The sequence below is a fragment of the Oceanobacillus arenosus genome, from assembly GCF_003369575.1.
Lineage (GTDB): Bacteria > Bacillota > Bacilli > Bacillales > Amphibacillaceae > Oceanobacillus > Oceanobacillus arenosus.
Map to the genome: position 1 here is coordinate 111,701 of NZ_PIOC01000017.1, position 20,906 is coordinate 132,606.

Here is a 20,906-nt window from a genome sequence, read left to right on the forward strand (position 1 = left end):
ACAATCAATATGTATTAAAGAGCATATTTATTAGAAAACTGACTGCCTTAGTTGACTTATGTAGTAAGAAAGTTAATATACTTACTTAACTACCAATAATACCCTCATTATAACGAATAATAAAGTTAAAGTGAATAAATAAATATGAAAATAGCGTTTTAATTTAGAATTGGGGAAATAAAGGGTAATTAGAATAATTCTTTTCTTATAGATTTATTGAACACTATCAGAAAATAGGGTATATTAGTAGTTGTAGGGGCAGTTTATAATATTTATGTAAATATTAACCGTTTACATTACGGGAATGACTTTATGGAGGTAGACATCGTGATAGTAGAATTTAGGGAATCTACTAAAAGATTCTGGGAACAGTTTTATGGACCGAATAAGGGGTATATTGAGCAACAATATGATTTATACAAACAGAATCCAGATGCTGTTGAGGCTTCAATCAAAGAAATCTTTGATACATATGGTGCACCTGAATGGATGAATCATAATGTCCAAGATATTTCTGGAACATCAATCAATTTAACAATAAACAAAGTAAAAAAGCTTTCCTCAGCATTGAAACTTGTTGAGGCTATTAGACGTTACGGTCATCAGGCTGCAGATATTTACCCAGTAGGTGAGTATAAGGACGAGAATGACCTGAGAGCAATTGATCCATCAACCTATAAACTAACAGAAGAAGATTTAGAGGAGATTCCAGCGGCGTGGCTTTGGGAGAAAGCACCAAGTGACGTGGAGAATGGTCTGGATGTTGTTAACACATTAAAGAAATATTACACGGGTACAATTACCTTTGAATATGATCATGTGAATAATGATGAAGAACGTGCGTGGTTATTTGAATTAATTGAATCAGGTAATGCTCGATTAGAGTTATCTCCTGGTGTACGAAAACGAATATTAGAGCGTTTAGTACATGTTGAAGGCTTCGAAAACTTCTTACAGAAAACCTTTGTCGGGCAAAAGCGATTTTCTATCCAAGGGTTAGAGGTAATGGTGCCGATGCTGGATCAGATTGTGAATGATGCGATAACTGACAAGGTGGAAAATATTATGATGGGAATGGCTCACCGGGGTCGTTTAGCAGTACTCGCACATGTACTGGGAAAGCCATATGATAGAATCTTTTCTGAATTTCATAGTTCACCAAATAAAGAATTGATTCCTTCCGAGGGATCAAGGGGTATAAATTATGGTTGGACAGGGGATGTGAAATATCACTTCGGAGCAAAAAGAGAAGTGAAGGATGGCGATGAAACGACAAGAATTACACTAGCACATAATCCTTCCCATCTAGAATTTGTCAATCCAGTAGTCGAAGGATTTACAAGAGCAGCGCAGGATGATCGCTCGAAAAAGGGCAATCCTATTAGAGATGTCAATAAGGCATTCTGTGTGGTAATCCATGGGGATGCTGCGTTTATTGGTGAGGGTGTTGTTGCGGAGACACTCAATCTTAGTGGGCTGCCTGGTTACAATACTGGAGGAACGGTTCATATTATCGCGAATAATCTTTTAGGTTATACGACGGACCGTGAGGATGGTCGTTCCACTCGCTATGCAAGTGACTTGGCAAAAGGGTTTGAAATTCCAATTATCCGAGTAAATGCTGATGACCCTATTTCCTGTATTTCGGCAATCAAGATTGCTTATGAATACCGGAAGAAATTCAATAAAGATTTTCTTATTGATCTTGTTGGTTATCGCCGCTATGGCCATAATGAAATGGATGAACCAAGAACAACTCAACCAAAGCTCTATCAAGAAATCGATAACCATCCAACGGTGACAAAAGTATTTGCCATGGCACTGAAGGAGAGAAATATTATCGGAGGAAACCATTTAGAGGAATTGGAAGAGAATGTGGATAAGGAATTACGAGAAATTTATACGAGTATGAAAGAAAATGAAACAGTTGAAACAGAGGTCCTAAATATGCCGAAAGCATTATTAAGCGATCTTGATATCTACGAAACGGGAATTGATTTAGAATCATTAAAAGCATTAAGTCAAGGGTTAATGAAGCGACCTGAGGGCTTTAATGGCTTCAAAAAGACGGAGAAAATTCTGAAACGTCGTGAAGCTGCGTTTGATGAAGGGAATAAAGTAGATTGGGGAACAGGCGAAGCATTAGCATATGCATCGATAATAAAAGATGGCATCCCAATACGCCTTACAGGACAAGATTCAGAGCGTGGTACGTTTGCACATCGTCATGCGGCACTGAACGACACGGTAACAGGTGAAAAGTATGTACCACTTCATGGACTTGATGAAGCAAATGCATCATTTGAAATTCGCAATAGTCCATTATCAGAAGTAGCAGTGCTTGGATTTGAATATGGCTATAGTATTCAGTCACCAGAAACATTGGTAATCTGGGAAGCACAATTTGGTGATTTCGCTAACGTTGCGCAAATCATTTTCGACCAATTTATTGGAGCTGCACGTGCAAAGTGGGGCGATAAATCGAATTTAATTATCCTTTTACCACATGGCTATGAAGGACAAGGACCCGAACACTCAAGTGCAAGATTGGAAAGATATCTGCAAATGGCTGCAGAGAATAACTTAATCATTGCGTATCCATCATCATCTGCGCAGTTCTTCCATTTAGTTCGTAGACAGGCGGCAATGGGTGGTCATGATGAGGCAAGACCACTAATTGTGATGACGCCGAAGAGTAGTCTAATTCGAAATAATCGTGTTTCATCGGCAGCAGATGAATTTACAGAAGGAAGATTTGAAGCCTTAAAGGACCAACCAAACTTAGAAATAAGCAAGGGAAGTGCAAAACGCCTATTAATTGGCAGTGGTAAAGTAATGGTTGAGATTGAAGAAGCAATTGAAAACTCAGAAGAAAATTATGATTGGTTACGTGCATTACGTCTTGAACAAATCTATCCGTTTCCTAAAGAGGAACTAGAAAAGGTAATCAATGAATTACCAAATATAGAAGAAATTGTTTGGGTACAAGAAGAACCGAAGAATATGGGTGCATGGGATTTTGTTGAAGACTATTTACAGGAGCATTTACAAGAGGGACAGAAATTGCGTTATATTGGACGTCCAGACCGATCTGCTCCAGCTACAGGCTTACCAAATGTCCATAAATATGAACAAAATCTAATAATACAACAAGCAATCAAGTTTTCAAAAGGGGGAAATTCAAGTGCAGGAAATTAAAATACCAGAACTCGCAGAATCAATCACAGAAGGTACAATTGCAGAATGGCTCGTTCAAAAGGGAGATAAGATTGAGAAAGGTGACGCAATTGTTGAACTTGAAACGGATAAGGTTAACGTGGAAGTGAACTCGGATTTTACTGGCGTCATCACGGAAATTATTCAGGGGGAAGGCGAGGATGTTCAAGTTGGTGATGTAATTGCCAAGCTTGATGAAAGCGGAACAGCAAGCGCAACTTCGGGAAAAGAAGCAGGACCAGCAAAAGTAGAAGCGATGGAAGAAACCGTGAAAGTACCTGAAAAACAAGAAGAGGTTAGTGCAAATAAATCGGATGTTATGGCATCACCAGCAGCAAGGAAACGTGCGCGTGAGTTGAATATTGATTTAAATGCAATTAGTCCCCGTGATCCACTTGGTCGTGTCCGTCCGGATGATGTAGAAGCACATGCATCTGCTGCAAGTAATAAAAAAGAAACGAAGCAAGTTAAAAAGGAAGAAGCGAATCCCGCACGTACAGAATTCGAAAAGCCTGTTGAACGCGTGAAAATGACACGTAGACGTCAAACCATCGCGAAGAACTTAGTAAGTGTACAACAAGAGGCTGCGATGCTAACAACTTTTAATGAAGTAGATATGTCGGCAATCATGAAGTTACGTAGTGAGAGAAAAGAGAATTTCACCAAAAAACATGGTGTGAAGCTTGGATTTATGTCCTTCTTTACAAAAGCGGTTGTGGGCGCACTGAAAGAATTCCCACTTCTTAATGCCGAAATTCAAGGTTCGGAGCTAGTCATTAAGAAATTCTATGATATTGGGATTGCGGTATCAACGGATGATGGTTTAGTTGTCCCAGTAGTACGTGATGCAGATCGTCTTACATTCGCTGGTGTAGAGAAGGAAATCGCTACCCTCGGTGAAAAAGCCCGTGATAATAAACTTGCATTAAGTGATTTACAAGGTGGGTCATTTACGATTACTAATGGTGGTACATTTGGATCAATGATGTCTACACCAATTTTAAATGCACCACAGGTTGGGATTCTTGGAATGCATAATATTGTCAAACGAGCAGTCGTAATGCCAGATGACTCTATCGAAGTACGTCCGATGATGTACTTGGCAGTTTCGTATGACCACCGAATTGTTGATGGAAAAGAAGCAGTTAGTTTCTTAGTACGAATTAAGCAAATGCTAGAAGACCCTACCGATTTATTATTAGAAGGTTAATAATTAGCCAATATGAGAGAACCTCAATTTGCAAGATACAAATTGAGGTTCTCTTTTTATTTGCCTTTTCCTAGATAAATCACCTTTCAGATGCATTGCTCCTAACGAAAGATACTTCAACCTTAGCTTAGCTGTAAAATTGCAAAAGTAATTTCCTGATTTAAAAACTCTTCCATTGCAAAACATAAGTAAAACGAATAATATAGATAAGGTTGATTATTTTAATTCGGAAAGCATGGTGTTTAACATGAAAGAATTCTTTAAATTAAAAGAAAATAATACGAATATCCGAACAGAACTTACAGCGGGGCTAACTACATTTATGACAATGGTGTATATTGTTTTCGTTAACCCAGCAATATTGTCTGGTGCGGGTGTTCCATTTGACCAAGTATTTATGGCAACCGTTATTTCTGCTGTTGTTGGAACATTAATGATGGGGTTATTCGCAAATTATCCAATCGCGATTGCTCCAGGTATGGGCTTGAATGCATATTTTGCAAGTGTTGTTGCTGCACAAGGTCTCTCTTATCAAGTTGTTTTAGGAGCGGTTTTTCTAGCAGGGGTTATATTTTTATTATTAAGTTTTACTAAATTACGGGAGTTGCTTATCCTTTCTATTCCTGCATCACTCAAATATGGGATTACGGCTGGAATTGGTTTATTTATTGCCTTTGTTGGATTAAAAAATTCAGGATTAGTCGTTCCGAATGAAGCAAATATTGTTGGTTTAGGTGCTATCACAGATCCGATGATCGTCCTCACGATTGTTGGCCTATTTATTACGTTAATCTTATATGTGTTAAACATTAAAGGAGCATTATTTTTCGGAATGCTTGTAACAGCGATTATTGCCCTCTTCACTGGACAGCTTCACTTTGATGGTATTGTTTCAACACCACCAGCGCCTGTTTTCTTTGATATGGATATTGCTGGCGTGTTCACAAATGGACTATATACCGTTATTATCGCCTTTTTATTAGTCACTTTATTTGATACGACAGGGACGATGATTGGTGTAGCTGAACAAGCTGGATATATGAAGGATGGCAAAATGCCACGTGCGAAACAGGCATTACTTGCAGATGCAACTGCAACTACAGTTGGTTCAATGTTTGGTACTAGCCCATCTACTGCATATATTGAATCGACATCAGGTGTTGCAGCCGGTGGTAGAACAGGATTAACCTCTGTAGTAGTCGCGGTTCTATTCGGACTTTCGATTTTCTTCACGCCAATTATTAGTGTAATTGCAAATGTACCAGCAATTACAGCACCAGTTCTAATTATTGTCGGTAGCTTTATGATGCAAGGCTTAGCCAAAATTAATTGGAAAGCATTTGATGAAGCGTTTCCTGCTTTTATTGTTATCCTTACTATGCCGCTTACTTCTAGTATTTCAACAGGAATTGCTCTTGGATTTATCACCTATCCAATATTGAAATTAGTAACTGGAAGAGGGAAAGAAGTACACTGGATATTATATATATTTGCAATCATTTTTATCATTCAAATGATTTTCTTCCCGATGAGCTAAATGAATCATCCTTATGTTAATAATTGGCTGAATAGGGTATAACTAAACTACATTACATAACACTTGAATTGAATCTATGTTCGAAATACAGGGAGGCTAAATGCTTGGGTATTCTATTAGGAGCACTAGCGATAATTGTCACATTAGCAATTGCGTATTTGCTCTCAAATGACAAGAAAAATGTTAACTTTAAAAGTCTTGGAATCATGCTGGTATTGCAGCTATTAATTACATGGTTTATGTTTTCAACAACGATTGGACAAACAATTATAAACGGTATTTCCGCATTATTTAATAAATTAATTGAGTTTGGCAGAGTAGGGATTGACTTTGTACTCGGAGGAGTTGTCACAAATGAAGGCGGCGTGTTTTTCTTCAATGTACTGCTGTTGATTATCTTCTTTGCCACACTGCTTTCCGTATTAACGTATTTGAAAATTCTCCCGTTGGTTATTAAGTATATCGGTGGACTTGTTTCAAAAATTACAGGTTTACCGAAAATCGAATCATTTAATGGGGTTAATAGTATTTTCTTTGGACAATCGGAGGCAATGATTGCCATCCAGTCCCAGTTTCATCACTTAAATGCCAATCGATTATTCATTGTAAGTGCGTCGGCAATGAACTCAGTTTCAGCCTCTATTGTTGGTTCTTATTTGCAAATGTTACCTGCAAACTATATTTTAGTGGCATTACCATTAAATATGTTTAGTGCTTTGATGGTTGCATCCGTAATCGCGCCAGTTCGGGTACCAAAAGAAGAGGACGAAGTAGATATTAGTGATGTTTCAAATGATAAGAGTCTCTTTGAAGCAATGGGGAATGGTGCGCTTGAAGGTGGAAAAATTGCACTAATTGTTGCCGCGATGCTCATCGCGTTTATTGCATCGTTAGAATTGGTAAACTGGCTAATTCAGCTTGTGTTCGCTGGTGTAACATTACAGCAAATCCTCGGCTATATCTTTGCGCCGTTTGGTTTGTTAATGGGGATTGCTCCTAATGAAGTATTACAAGCTGGTTCCATTATGGGGACAAAAATTGTGACAAACGAGTTTGTTGCAATGCTTGAGCTCCAACCATTACTTGATACATTGTCTGAAAAAACAATTGGGATTTTAACGGTATTCTTAACGAGCTTTGCTAACTTTTCATCAATTGGAATTATCGCAGGCACAGTGAAGGGGATTGATGATAAGAAAGCAGGGATTGTATCAGGATTTGGCTTGAAACTGCTAATTAGCGGGATACTGACATCAATTTTATCTGCTACAATTGTAGGACTTTTCCTATAAAATGAAAAAAGCGAGGGAGATGATCCCTCGCTTTTTCTGCAACATATCAGGTTGCGTGGAATATTGTCATGGTTGCTTCAATTTTTTCTGTATGTAGATCATTCTCTATAGTAAAGCAATTTCTTTTGATCCCCACAGTTTCGTACATAATGCTCTTCCTTTTTTTATTATTTTCTAATAGGATAGAGAGAGCAATCCATTAGCATAAAGATTATTATTTCTAATAATATAGGATTTGTGATAGAAAGGAAGTTTAACTTATGAAAAAGAAACGAATTCTCTTCACTGGTGGTGGAACAGCAGGCCATGTTATCGTTAACCTCGCATTAATACCAGTCTATCAAAAAAAAGGTTGGGAAATTGATTATATCGGTTCACATAATGGAATTGAACGGGAGCTAATTGGTCAGTTTGATGATGTTACATATCACCCGATTTCAACTGGGAAGCTCCGTCGGTATTTATCAAAGGAAAATCTGAAGGATCCGTTTAAAGTGATGAAGGGAACGATGCAAGCGTTTCGGATTATAGGAAAACGTAAACCATCCATCATCTTTTCAAAAGGCGGATTTGTGTCGGTTCCTGTTGTGATGGCCGCGAAACTACGTGGTGTTCCAGTAGCTATTCATGAGTCAGACTATACACCAGGACTTGCCAATAAACTTTCGATTCCATTTGCGAAAAAGGTACTCGCAACATTCCCTGAAACGATGAACTTCTTACCAGAGAAGAAAGCAGAATATGTTGGTGCTGTTATTCGGGATGAACTTTTTCAAGGAAAGAAAGAGAAGGGGTTAGCAATTTCCGGTTTGACTAAAGAAAAACCCGTACTGCTAGTCATGGGTGGAAGTGGTGGCTCCTATAAAATGAATGAAACGGTTAGGGCCAGTTTGCCGGAGCTTTTATCATCATTCCAAATCATTCATATTTGTGGAAAGGATAAGGTCGACACGTCTATCCATGAAAAAGGCTATGTCCAATTTGAGTATGTTAATGAAGAACTGAAGGATATATTTGCTGCAACCGATTATGTTCTGTCACGAGCGGGTTCGAATGCAATTTTCGAATTCCTTGCACTACGTATTCCAATGCTGCTAATTCCGTTATCGAAGGAAGCGAGTCGTGGTGATCAAATCATTAATGCGAACTCTTTTGTTGAAAAGCGTTATGCACGTGTATTACAGGAAGAAGGATTAACAAAGGAAACATTGATTCACGAACTTATACAACTAAAGGAATATGCACCGATGATGACCGATCATATGAAAGCATACAAAAGTGAGAAATCCCGTGACCGTGTCATCGAGATATTAGAAGAAATTGGCAAATAATTGCTATGTGGAAAATCCCATTGTTTTTAGGATGCAATGGGATTTTCAAAAGTTTACAAGCAATCATTCAACAAATATCCTCAGTCAACGGAACCATGTCGTGAAATTGTGGTTTTTACGTTGAACTCTACCTTGATGTTTGGATATATTTCACGCCATTCTTTTTCTGTTAGCTTTCCATTCTTTTGCTTCATGCGATAGATTTTTCCGTATCCAAATGAATCTGCATTCATTTCTTGAAGCCGAGCAAAAATTTCCTGCGCACGCTTTTCAATTTTCTTACCCATTTCTTTTTCTAATAATGTCAGAGATTTCTCATCACTTAAATCTATTGACTCTGATATTTCTAATAGATTTACATCTAAAGTAATATTCGTCTGAAAGAGTTTATTTTGCTTATCAACTAATGATGAGTGTTCTTTCGATTTAACTAACCCTAAGGCAATATGTAATCCATCTTTAATTTGCGATGGTTTTCTATAGCCCTTTAGATATTTTTCAAATGGTTTCATTGGTAGTGACAATTGAAACTTATCGTTTTTAACCGTTTGTTCTAGTATTTTAAAAAGTAAAAGATATTTCGATTCAATTTCCCCGACCAATTTATCATTACGAAAAATTGCAATTGATTTTATTTTAGGTATATTATCTTCTATTCCAATAATTGGTAAGGTAGGATCAATACCAATATCATAATATTTAGTTAAGAAGCTTTGTAACGTTATGCGAGGGGGAATTGGATGGTCAGGTGCATTCTCTTCTATTATTCCATGTAAATGTTCGCCAACGTTATTTGAAATACTTTGTTCATCTTTCGTTAATATTTCTTTTGCGGTGGGAACACTAATTGCTAAATACATGGAATCAGGGAGTCTTGCGTCTCGATTCAATGTATCAAGATACGGAAAAATTCCCTTCTTTGCTAGTTCCATTCCATATAATTCTAGTTGTATTTTCCCTTCAACTAAATCAAAATTTGATTCTAGTTTTGCATTCTCTAGTGCGCCTTTTATTGTTGTTCCTTTTCCAAATACAGGCATTGCAACCATACCATTTTTCTTTGTAAACTGGTAAATCATCAGTGTAGTTTCGATTTCACCATCTTCTATCTGATCGGTGCCACGACTCGTAATTACCCCTATTCTCTCGATTTCCTTAGTAGGAATACAACTAACAAGGGTTAGGCTAACCATGATTAATAGCGAACATTGAATTAATTTCATTTCTTAACCTCCGCTCGTGGTCTTCGCATCTTCTTCTTAACCAGTACAATTGGTAGAAGGATTAATGGATAAACAAAAAGTAGCCAAAATCCAATTTGTGCAATTGAATCGGTAAGCATGGTGACATCCTTATCATGTTTAATAAAACTAATGAAAATCAGGGTGATAATAGAAGCAGTATATAATGTGGTCTTTTGTGAAATTTTATAAAGTCTCTTCATTCCATAGGTCATTCCCCACATGTGCAGAACTAGATTTGGTAAAATGACCATCATCCACTCAAAGATAATCAGATTATCCAATCGCTCAATAAATGAGTAGGAAACATTTTTGAATAAGTTTAATGTTGCCCAGTCGATGTCTGCAAGATCCAATGGACTGAAATAACCAATAGAAATTACTGTCACGATTAGGATACTAATAATGGTATAACCTAGTCCTAGAAACAAAGGCAGTTTTATTTTTTCTTTGTTTTGAATGAATGGATATATAACGAATAACAGTTCAAACCCAGTAATAGAATAGGTTGTTGCTTTCGTTCCCTTTAAAAGTTCAGGAACAGTAGCATGGAACATCGGGACGAAATGATCCCAATCCATTCTTGTAATCGGATCATATAGTGGGAACAGTATCCATGAGGATAATATAACGAAAAAAAAGGTTAGGCCGACAATCGTTCGAATACCACCGAGCACACAATAGATGATTAAGATGATAAATAATAACCCCATAGAAAAGGAGGAGATAGTAGGGAATAGATAGACTTTGATTACTTCAATGTAATTCAATAAAATAGATAGTAGGGTAAAAAAGAAATATAGGATATAAATGGTTCCAAATAATTTTCCAATCCATTTTCCAAATATATCTACTTGTATACCAAAAATATCAGCATTCTCATACTGTTTTAAAATGACAAGCATAACAGACACAATCGTTATTAACAAAATATATGCCAGTAAAATCGAGATCCATGAATCTTGCTTAGCCTCTTTAAAGATATATTTTGGAACCCCCATTATGCCAACTCCGGTTTGCGCACCATACATAATAAAAAATAAATAAAAAGCAGGGAACTGCAAGCGAGATTTTACATTGCTGTTTATTTCCATGTGATCACCTATTCATCAATATCTTGTTTTTTTCTCGCTTCCTTTGCACTATATCGAACTAAATCTTTTGGTCGATTGAATTTCGCTCGGTTGTTCTCCATATTAAATGGGAGACGATAAAAAACATTATTAAAGTCTTGTAAACTTAAAGGATACAGTGGGGCAAGATAAGGTGTGCCTAATGATGTTAAGCGTAATAGATGAATAATTAATAGACAAATTCCGAACATCAAGCCAATAAATCCAAGAATGCCGGATAATAATATTAATGGAAAGCGGATAAGTCGAACGGTCGTTCCTAGCAAGTAGCTTGGTGCAGTAAAAGAAGCAAGTGAACTCATTGCCGCTACAATAATGAGAATATTACTCGTTATTCCTGCCTGCACTGCTGCCTGTCCAATGACGATACCACCTACAATACCCATGGTTTGCCCAACCTTCGTTGGTAGCCTTGCACCAGCTTCACGTAATAATTCAAGCATAAACTCGATCAAGAGGGCTTCTATTAGTGGTGGAAAGGGGACTGAAGCACGGGATTCACCAACCGATAGTAATAATTGAGTAGGGATAATCTCAAAGTGATACGTAATGACTGCAACATATGTAGGAGTAACTATCATTGAGAAAAACATTGCTAGAAAACGGGCAAGTCGTAAAAAGGATCCCGTTTGCCATCTCATATACAAATCTTCGGTCGATTCTAAGAAGCTAAATAATGACGCTGGAGCAATGATGCCAGATGGACTATTTTCAAGGAGCAATCCGACTTTACCCTTTGTAATCGCATATGTGAATCGATCCGGTAATTCTGTAGTATCAAATTGTGGAAATAAATTAGATGAAGAGTCTTCAATATATTGACTTAATACCGCACTATCCTCAACTTCATCCACATCTAAATCCAGTAATCGCTGTCGCATTGTATTGACATCTGTTTCATTTGCGATGGATTTCATATAAATCATTCGGACTTCACGTTTGATTGATTTCCCAACCATAATTTCCTCTAATACTAAATCGGTAGAACGGATACGCCAGCGAATAATATTCAGATTCGTGATGAGCGATTCTGTAAATGCGATTTTGGGACCAAGTACAAGTGACTCTGTTTCCGCCTTTTCTAGACTGCGTTTCTCTTTATTTAGCAAAATATATTCAATAATCTCTTTCTCTTGCTCAATGTAAATGAATACCTTTCCTAATAATAAGCCATATAATACATCCTCGATTGAGGTACTTGTCTTTCCTACGCTTAAAGGAATTTCGTTTAATAGCGTTTGTGTGGACCATTCCTTTTCCATTGTTAATGATGGTCCCAATATGTATTTTTCAATTTTGTCATTTTCAACCATGTATGAAATAAAAAATACAGCCATTTTCTTTCCGTTATGATGATATATAGAAAATGCCAAATCAGGATTATTTGGAAAGTTATCTTGTACTAACTGTTTAAGTTCATCAATAGCTATCGGAAATACATTATCGCTTTGTTTATTCGATCTAAATCTCTTTCGCATATGAACCTCCATGTATACTCAACCAGTTACGATTATTATGGTTGATAATGTGGAAGATTATGTATGTTAAGAGAGATTATTTATTTTCGAAATGAGAAGATAGAATGTGTATTGTTGATTTAGATTGTCAAGAGAAGAAGTATTTCTCGCTAGAAGCACGGTGCTGGAGCTGGATGTGGCTGTTTCAGCATAAGAAGTATTTCAGCACAATTTTCTTATCTACAAAAAAAAGATTCACCATTTAAGGAGAATCTTTAATCTTCTTTTGAAACGATATCAACTTTTCCAGTGCCAGGATCAATAACGAGGCCATGAACTTTGATTTCTTTTGGAAGGAGTGGATGATTGCGGATGATTTGTAAGCTTTGCATGATTGATTCTTCCACCGTATCAAATCCATGAAATTCTTCATGTAAATTAATACCGCCATGTGTGAGGGTATCAATTGTTTCTTGAGGGATTCCACGCTCAGTCATACTGACAGTTAATGAGTCTGTATCAACATGTGACATACCGCAATCATGATGACCGATTACAACAACCTCGTCAGCTTTTAGTGTAAACACTGCAACAAGAATACTCTTCATGATGCTGTCGAAAGGTTTTCTAATAATTGCACCAGCATTTTTAACCATTTTAACGTCACCATTTCGGATATTTAATGCGCGCTGCAATAATTCAACTAATCGCGATTCCATACAAGTAAAGATGACCATTTTTTTATTTGGATATTTATCTGTTTTGTATTGCTCATACTGCTTATCCTCAACAAATTTTTCATTAAATGCCAGCATTTCTTCTAAATGCATCTAACCAACTCCTTTTTTATATTATCTAAAAACTATATCAAAAGATTGTAAAAAATGAAAGGTTATTGACAAATTACGACTAAATAGTTAGGTATTCTTAAGTGTGTTATAGAGAAAAATTTCCCGTTTTTTGATAGAAAAGAGATGTATAATGGGAGAAGAGTCACGGCTTGTTAAATTTTCTAAATAATTCAAAAGTATTATTGATTCGATCAAAATTTTAGCATATAATAGCATTACAGTTTTAAGAAGGGGGAATAGAAATGGAAGATTTTGTTCGGAATTGTCGTTTATGTGAACTACCAATGAATAGTAGCCCATTTAGCATGTGTCCTACATGTTTAAATGATAACAATAATGTTCAAAATTTCATTTATAAAAATCCTCTTGTTTCAATTGAAGAGATAGCACAATTCACTAGTGTTCCGATTGAAAAGGTAGCAAAGCTAGTAGACTTGGGACACAGTTACAAAAGAAATATAGAAGATGTGACATATTGACGTTGTTCTTCTATTGAATATGGATAAATAGAAGAGAATAACTTGTACCAGATGCATGTTCTCTTCTATTTGGTAAATGGCGGAACAAGGCATGCATGCCAGAATTAATGAACCTTCTCATTAATTCCAGTAATACCCGCTGCTAATTGTTGATCGACTATTTTAGCGTCATTAATATGTTGAAGTAATGTTTGTTTAATGGTTGCAAAAGAATCATTTGTACGATTGATTTCATTGACCATTTTACTTGTAAGATTATTCTGACTCGTAATATCCTCTAATACATTAATTGTGATTTCCTTCGAATTTTCTACAATTGTATTCATTTCACTTAGCATTTCGACGGTCTTATTATTAAATGTTGTAGAGTTTTGTACGGTTTCTTGATTCTCAATTGTTCCTTGTTCTGCATCTTTAATCTGTTCTTGAATCGTAGTTGCAACTTCATCAATCGTTGATGTACTCTCTCTCGTGCTTTCCGCAAGCTTACCAACCTCAGCAGCAACCACCGCAAAGCCTTTTCCATGTTCACCAGCACGGGCAGCTTCAATGGAAGCATTCAATGCGAGTAGGTTTGTTTGATTCGCAATGTCACTAATAACTTGAACAATCTCCCTAATCGTCTTGGAATGTTCACCAAGCTCCCGCATCCTTGCTGCAGTATTGCCCATTTGTAATTCAAGGTTATCCATTAATAATTTATTTTGCTCGACAATTTGTAGGTAATATCCCGTATGTGAAGCTAGTTTCTCATAATTGTTTACAATTTCATTGCCCTTCACAACTAACTCCTCAGAATGTTGATTGGATTGTTCACCAAGGGATTGAATCTCTTCAAATTGATGTTTTATCTGTATCACGAGATCCTCTAAATTATGATGTTGCCCATTTACCTGCTCTTGTTGCTTAATCGTATGTAATAAATTTGTTTCAAATTCACTTAGAAATTGTTGATGCTCTTGTTTGATATTTAACTTTTCTTGCTCCAATAAAGCTATTTTCTGTTGTGCTACATGCAACTGTTCTTCAAGTGTTTTTATTTTATTTGCTTTTCGCATTTTTCTTCCCCCGGTAATTTAATAAGATCAGGACTATAGTATTATATTCGGCTAGTTGTAAGAATTTGTAAAGCAATTTGCAAAAAATTATTGACTCTCCGTTTTCTAAATACTATAATAATTGAGAAGCATAAAAAGAAGGGAGGTTACTACTATGGAAAAGGTATATCGTATTCAGATAATTAATTTCATAAATAGTGTGACCTCGATCGGTAAGAATGACATTCTCTACTAGAGATAATTCTTCTTCCTTTTCAGGTCACAATTGTCTGTGACTTTTTGTAATTGGGAGAAATAGGGGTTTTGGAATAGCCTATTTTTTGATTGCATACGTTAGAGACGTGTGCTTTTTTTTGTGCTTAAAATAAACAGAGAGAGAAGGTGGGGTAAGTGTTTCAGGTTTTTAAGAAATTGGATTGGTTTTTTAAACATTATTGGAAGCGATATACATTTGCAATACTAGCACTTATTACGGCGAGTGCGATTGGGCTAATTCCGCCAAAACTTGTTGGATTTACAATCGACCAAATCCAATTTAATTCGCTAACAACTCAATTTTTAACCAGCATAATACTCGGGTATTTAGCACTTATCGTTGTTCATTACACCATATCGTTTTTATGGGATTACACGCTTTTCGGTGGTGCTGTAATTTTAGAAAAATGGGTTCGAAGCAATTTAATGTCCCACTTTCTAAAAATGACACCAACCTTTTATGGGAAATATCGAACTGGAGATTTAATGGCAAGATCAACCAATGATCTTAAAGCAATCAATCTTACTGCAGGGTATGGTGTATTAACTCTTGTGGATTCAAGTATTTTTATGTTGATGATCATACTGGTGATGGGCTTCACCATTAGTTGGCAATTGACGATAGCAGCGTTAATTCCTTTACCAATCATGGCTGTTGTGATGAATAAATATGGTGCAGCAATCCATTCGCGATTTACTAAAGCACAAGCAGCCTTTGGTGAGATGAATAATGAGGTACTCGAATCGATTCGTGGTGTCCGAGTAATTCGTGCATTTGTTCAGGAGAAACAGGATGCCGAAAGATTTGAAAATATGACTGAGAATGTCTATAGCAAGAACATTGAAGTTGCTAAGATTGATGCACTTTTTGAACCAACAATGAAAATCCTTGTTGGGCTATCCTATGCAATTGGACTGGGATATGGTGCTTTCCTCGTCTTTGGAAATAAGATTACTCTAGGTGATTTGGTGACATTTAATGTGTACCTTGGGATGTTAATTTGGCCAATGTTTGCTGTTGGGGAATTAATAAATATTTTACAGCGAGGAAATGCTTCACTGGATCGTGTTAATAATACATTAGATTACGAAGCAGATGTGAAAGATGCTGAGAAACTTCAAACCGTAAATAAGGTTGACTCTATTCAGTTTGCGCATGTCAACTTCTCTTATCCAGGTACAGAGATGAACCAATTGACAGATATATCATTGTTGGTAAAGAAGGGGCAAACAATTGGTATCGTTGGAAAAACGGGTGCAGGAAAGTCAACATTATTTAAATTATTACTCAGACAGTATGCAGGCCTAACAGGTCAAATTAGCATTTCTAATGTTGATTTATTGAATATCAGCTTAGAACAAATCAGATCTTGGATTGGGTATGTACCACAGGATCAAATCATGTTTTCAAAAACAATACGGGAAAATATTCAGTTCGGAAAAACGGAGGCAACGGATGAAGAAATTTTCCGAGTGATGGATCTCGCGCATTTTCTTGATGATATTAAACAATTGCCAAATGGTCTTGATACACAAGTTGGAGAAACGGGAATTACATTATCTGGCGGACAGAAGCAACGAGTTGCACTGGCAAGAGCATTTATTAAAAATCCTGAAATACTAATTTTAGATGATTCCATGTCTGCCGTTGACGGAAAAACGGAAGCCAAAATAATTGAACATTTAAGAAGGGAACGTAAAAATAAAACGACCTTCATTGCCTCACATCGATTGTCGGCAGTTACGCATGCAGATCATATAATTGTGCTGGAAAATGGGAAAATTATCGAAGAAGGTACCCATGAAGCATTAATTGCGTTTAATGGGTGGTATAAAGAGCAATACAATGCACAACAGCTTGAAGATGGGGAGGTGGCGAGCGAATGAAGCCGACAACAGAAAAACGACTATTTCAATATGCATTACAATTTAAAAAAGGAATCATCATTGGTTTAATCTGTTTAATGGTTGCTGTAGCACTGGAGCTTGCTGGTCCATTAATTGCGAAGACTATCATTGATGATCACATTCTTGGGGTGGAAGGTTATTGGCAGGAAGTGTCTGGCACAGAAAACAAAGACGCGGTTTCGTATCATGAATTGTTGTATAAGCGTGTAGATCGCCTAACGCCAGAGGAAGGAAATTTAGGAAGTGCTAGCACTCTTTTACAAATCGGTATGACCTATTATTTAATTGATGAGGAAGTCCCATTAGAGGGAAAACGTAGTGTGGCAGATGGTGTCATTTCGATTGATACCGGTAACGAAACGCTGACTTTCGGTGGGGAAAGACTCTCTCTATCTGAAGTTACAGCCTTTTATAAACCAGAGCAACTGCCTATTTTATTATTGCTGGGCTTATATATGTTCTTGATTGTAATTGCAGGTTTTTTTCAATTCTTCAAAACGTTTTTATTACAAAAATCTGCTAACCAGATTGTGAAGAAGATGCGAAATGATTTGTTCGCCCATACCCAGCGCGTGCCAATAGATTATTTTGTTGACCGTCCAGCAGGAACAATTTTAGCTAGAATTACGAATGATACGGAGGCAATACGAGATCTATATGAACGTGTATTATCGATCATTGTCACAAGTGCCGTCTATATGGCGGGAATATTTGTCGCACTCTTTATTCTAGATATAAAGCTTGCTGTAATGTGCTTGGCAATTATTCCTTTGCTCTATATTTGGATGAAAGTCTATAAAAATTTCGGAACGAAGTATAATACAGTAATTCGCGCAACAAATAGTGAAATTAATGGGAACATTAATGAAGCGATTCAAGGAATGCCGATTATTCAAGCATTCAATCGTGAAAAGAAAACGCAAGAGGAATTTGAAATCTTGAATGAACGTCATTATAAGTATCAAAGGAAGCTGCTGAAATTACAAGCACTCACACAGTATAACTTAGTTACTGTTATTCGAAATTTAACTTTTGTCGGCTTTATTTGGTACTTTGGTGGTGCTTCATTAGATTTAACAAGTGTAATTTCTATTGGAATGCTTTATGCATTCGTGGATTATATCACCCGCTTATTTGAACCAGTAACAGATATTGTTAATCAATTGCCATTACTGGAGCAGGCTAGAGTTGCAGGAAACCGTGTATTTGAATTAATGGATATGGACGGTGAAGAAGTTGTTCTAGATAAGGTTAATAAGTACGAAGGAAATATTATTTTTGATCATGTATCATTTGCATATAAGGAAGACGAGTATGTTCTAAAGGATATCTCCTTTGAAATTAAATCAGGCGAAACGGTCGCATTTGTTGGTCATACAGGCTCAGGAAAAAGTTCGATCATGAATATACTATTCCGATTTTATGACCCGCAAAAAGGGAAAATTACAATTGACGGATTTAGCACGAAGGAATGGTCACGGCAGCAGGTTAGGAGTTACATGGGGATTGTCCTGCAGGATCCGTTTCTCTTCTCTGGTACGATTCTTTCCAATGTAACAATGAATGATCCAAAGATTTCAAAGGAAAGAGCAATCGAAGCATTAAAGGCTGTTGGTGCTGACCGATTTATTGAAAAGCTCCCGAAATCTTACGAAGAGGTTGTTACAGAAGGCGGGACAACATACTCGTTAGGGGAGAGACAATTAATCTCGTTCGCTCGTGCACTAGCATTTAATCCAGCTATTTTAATTTTAGATGAGGCAACGGCAAATATTGATACCGAAACGGAAATGGTGATCCAACGTGCATTAGACGTATTAAAGCAAGGAAGAACGACACTTGTGATTGCCCATCGTTTATCAACAATTCAACAAGCAGATACTATTTTTGTCCTTGAACATGGTACAATTAAAGAACAGGGTAATCACGAACAGCTTATTACAGAAAAAGGATTATATTATCAAATGTATAAGATGCAACAAGGAAAAGTAAAAGCGGCTGTATAGATTAAAGGATTATCGACTTATGAGGTGACATGTCGGATGGACAAAAATGAACAAGATAAACACGATATGATTGATAATGATCTATATGAAGAATTCGATGATGAAGAGCTCTATGAACTTGTTGAAGCAGAACGCCAGAAAGTACTATTAAAAGAAAAAAATGATAAAGAGAAAAAACCAAAACGGCCATTTCCTAAATGGGCGTTTTGGCTTATTGCTATTGCAATGTTCTTTAATGTATTTGCACTACTGCCGCAAACCTTTTCCATTCCTGCGATTGAATTCTTAAAAACATCAGCAGCATTATCCACAAGTGAAACTGTCCAACAACAAAAGCAGGCTGTTGTTGTAATCGAGACTGAAAATAGCAAAGGGACAGGTTTTGCAATTTCCAGTGATGGCATCATCCTAACGAATTATCATGTGATTGAAGACAAAAATGCACTGACGGTCGCATTTCCTGAAGATGGTCTCTTTCAAGCGAAAGTAATCGAAACCTACCCAACGATTGATTTAGCGGTGATAGAAGTAGATGGAGAGGATTTGCCTTACTTACCTTTAGCAAAAAATCCAACGTATGAATCAGGAAAGGCAATCTCCTTTATTGGTAATCCTTTAAAATTTAATGGAATCGCAAACGAGGGAAATATTATCCACTATATGCAATTATCCAGTTGGGATGAAGCGGTTATCATGATAGAAGCGCCAGTATATAGAGGGAATAGTGGAAGTCCAATTTTAAATCAAGATGGGGAAGTAATTGGCATAATTTTCGCTACATTGAATCATGATACATATGGAAGGGTAGGGCTCTTCATACCAATTAGCCTTTACTATCAATACCATTCGGAGTGATTATCCTTCGCTCGTTTCATATCTTTTTTTTCTTTATTTGATAAACTGCGGACTAAGTTAGGCGCAAAGCTTTGTGTATTTCTGGAGCGACTGGACTGAGAACCCTTAAGCACATTAAACTAGTCCGCACTTTACATCAAGTAAGCACTTTGATGATAAATATAGTAAGGCTTTCTAACTAGATTAGCGCGATTAGGGCTGTTACTTTGAAACAAGGTGACAGCCTGTATTTTTAAAATAGCAACAATCCTCTAAAAAGCGGGCTTGGTTTTAAATAAATCCATTATGGGTATATAACATGTAATCGACTTTGGAGGCGATATTCATGTTACATTACACATCAAAATTAAAGACCTATAATATTGAGGCAACAGACGGGGAAATGGGAAAAATAAGAGATCTATATTTTGACGATAATAAATGGCAAATTCGCTATGCAGCAGTTGATACTAGAAAATGGCTACCGGGAAGAAAGGTGCTTTTATCACCAGCGTCATTTGTTATGGTAAACGAATTGAGTGAAAATGTTGAAATCGAATATGATAAAGAGAAAGTGCGGAATAGTCCACCTGTTCATGAAGATACAATTTTGACTAGAGATGTAGAAGATTCTCTCTTTGATTATTATGGCTGGGGAAGATACTGGGCTGGAGAAGTTCTGTGGAGTGCAGATAAGATCCCTTTAGCAAGCTTTAAGGATGCGAGACCAGAGGAAGAGCCGATAGCTTATGATAATACGCAAGAGGAAATGAATTCGTTAGATTTACGAAGTGTAGAGGAAGCGATTGGCCTGAAGGTTCATGGCAGTGATGGCAAAATTGGCGAGATTGTTGACTTAATTTACGATGATGAATATTGGAAGATACCGTATCTCGTTGTTCGTAGTACGCACTTCGTTGAAATTAAATACCATGTATATCATATTGACGATATAAACTCGATTGATTGGCTAGAGAAGGATATTTATGTCAAAGATACGGTAGAAGCTTTGAACCCGAATAAAATATTCGAAAATAAAAAGCAAATTTTAAACACTGTTCACCAATAAAAGTATAAGCCAATGCCCTCTGTAATTTA

15 protein-coding genes are annotated in these 20,906 nt (G+C 36.7%); 10 read left to right on the forward strand and 5 right to left on the reverse strand.

The window, feature by feature from the left end; all coding sequences use genetic code 11:
* The first annotated feature begins 330 nt into the window (after positions 1 to 330).
* From CWR48_RS11220 to CWR48_RS11240, 5 genes are all read left to right on the forward strand, one after another.
* On the forward strand, positions 331 to 3,198 hold the full coding sequence (locus tag CWR48_RS11220) for a 2-oxoglutarate dehydrogenase E1 component (RefSeq protein WP_115773683.1): 2,868 nt from the start codon (positions 331 to 333) through the stop codon (positions 3,196 to 3,198).
* Positions 3,185 to 4,426: a 2-oxoglutarate dehydrogenase complex dihydrolipoyllysine-residue succinyltransferase gene (gene odhB, locus CWR48_RS11225; protein WP_115773325.1), complete on the forward strand. Its 1,242-nt coding sequence runs from the start codon at positions 3,185 to 3,187 to the stop codon at positions 4,424 to 4,426. The genes CWR48_RS11220 and odhB overlap by 14 nt, the downstream gene beginning before the upstream one ends.
* Before the next feature lie 247 nt (positions 4,427 to 4,673).
* The gene (locus CWR48_RS11230) at positions 4,674 to 5,963 is read left to right on the forward strand and encodes an NCS2 family permease (RefSeq protein WP_115773326.1); all 1,290 of its coding nucleotides are present in this window, start codon (positions 4,674 to 4,676) and stop codon (positions 5,961 to 5,963) included.
* Positions 5,964 to 6,067: 104 nt separating this feature from the next.
* Positions 6,068 to 7,255, forward strand: a complete 1,188-nt coding sequence (locus tag CWR48_RS11235) for a NupC/NupG family nucleoside CNT transporter (protein ID WP_115773327.1) — start codon at positions 6,068 to 6,070, stop codon at positions 7,253 to 7,255.
* A 260-nt stretch (positions 7,256 to 7,515) separates the two neighbouring features.
* Entirely contained in the window at positions 7,516 to 8,586 is a 1,071-nt protein-coding gene (locus CWR48_RS11240) for an undecaprenyldiphospho-muramoylpentapeptide beta-N-acetylglucosaminyltransferase (RefSeq protein WP_115773328.1), read from the forward strand.
* Between the two features lie 80 nt (positions 8,587 to 8,666).
* On the opposite strand, the gene CWR48_RS11245 is transcribed toward CWR48_RS11240, so the two are convergent.
* From CWR48_RS11245 to CWR48_RS11260, 4 genes are all read right to left on the reverse strand, one after another.
* Complete coding sequence (locus CWR48_RS11245; protein WP_115773329.1) at positions 8,667 to 9,809, reverse strand: Ger(x)C family spore germination protein; 1,143 nt, start codon at positions 9,807 to 9,809, stop codon at positions 8,667 to 8,669.
* Positions 9,806 to 10,921, reverse strand: a complete 1,116-nt coding sequence (locus CWR48_RS11250; protein WP_115773330.1) for a GerAB/ArcD/ProY family transporter — start codon at positions 10,919 to 10,921, stop codon at positions 9,806 to 9,808. The genes CWR48_RS11245 and CWR48_RS11250 overlap by 4 nt, the downstream gene beginning before the upstream one ends.
* An 8-nt stretch (positions 10,922 to 10,929) precedes the next feature.
* Entirely contained in the window at positions 10,930 to 12,438 is a 1,509-nt protein-coding gene (locus CWR48_RS11255; protein ID WP_115773331.1) for a spore germination protein, read from the reverse strand.
* 254 nt (positions 12,439 to 12,692) lie between these two features.
* A complete protein-coding gene (locus CWR48_RS11260; protein WP_115773332.1) occupies positions 12,693 to 13,247 on the reverse strand; it encodes a beta-class carbonic anhydrase in 555 nt (184 codons plus the stop codon).
* A gap of 263 nt (positions 13,248 to 13,510) precedes the next feature.
* Here CWR48_RS11260 and CWR48_RS11265 point away from each other — a divergent pair, with 263 nt between their 5' ends.
* The gene (locus CWR48_RS11265; protein WP_115773333.1) at positions 13,511 to 13,747 is read left to right on the forward strand and encodes a hypothetical protein; all 237 of its coding nucleotides are present in this window, start codon (positions 13,511 to 13,513) and stop codon (positions 13,745 to 13,747) included.
* A gap of 104 nt (positions 13,748 to 13,851) precedes the next feature.
* On the opposite strand, the gene CWR48_RS21000 is transcribed toward CWR48_RS11265, so the two are convergent.
* Positions 13,852 to 14,805, reverse strand: coding sequence for a methyl-accepting chemotaxis protein (locus CWR48_RS21000; protein WP_115773334.1), 954 nt, complete (start codon positions 14,803 to 14,805; stop codon positions 13,852 to 13,854).
* Positions 14,806 to 15,195: 390 nt separating this feature from the next.
* On the opposite strand from CWR48_RS21000, the gene CWR48_RS11275 reads away from it, so the two are divergent.
* From CWR48_RS11275 to CWR48_RS11290, 4 genes are all read left to right on the forward strand, one after another.
* A complete protein-coding gene (locus CWR48_RS11275) occupies positions 15,196 to 16,947 on the forward strand; it encodes an ABC transporter ATP-binding protein (RefSeq protein ID WP_115773335.1) in 1,752 nt (583 codons plus the stop codon).
* Positions 16,944 to 18,974 (forward strand): ABC transporter ATP-binding protein, encoded by a 2,031-nt coding sequence (locus CWR48_RS11280; protein ID WP_115773336.1) that lies wholly within the window; start codon positions 16,944 to 16,946, stop codon positions 18,972 to 18,974. Before CWR48_RS11275 ends, CWR48_RS11280 begins: the two co-directional genes overlap by 4 nt.
* Positions 18,975 to 19,010: 36 nt before the next feature.
* Positions 19,011 to 19,829 (forward strand): S1C family serine protease, encoded by an 819-nt coding sequence (locus CWR48_RS11285; protein ID WP_115773337.1) that lies wholly within the window; start codon positions 19,011 to 19,013, stop codon positions 19,827 to 19,829.
* A 325-nt stretch (positions 19,830 to 20,154) separates the two neighbouring features.
* Positions 20,155 to 20,877, forward strand: coding sequence for a PRC-barrel domain-containing protein (locus CWR48_RS11290; RefSeq protein WP_115773338.1), 723 nt, complete (start codon positions 20,155 to 20,157; stop codon positions 20,875 to 20,877).
* The last annotated feature ends 29 nt before the right edge of the window (positions 20,878 to 20,906 follow it).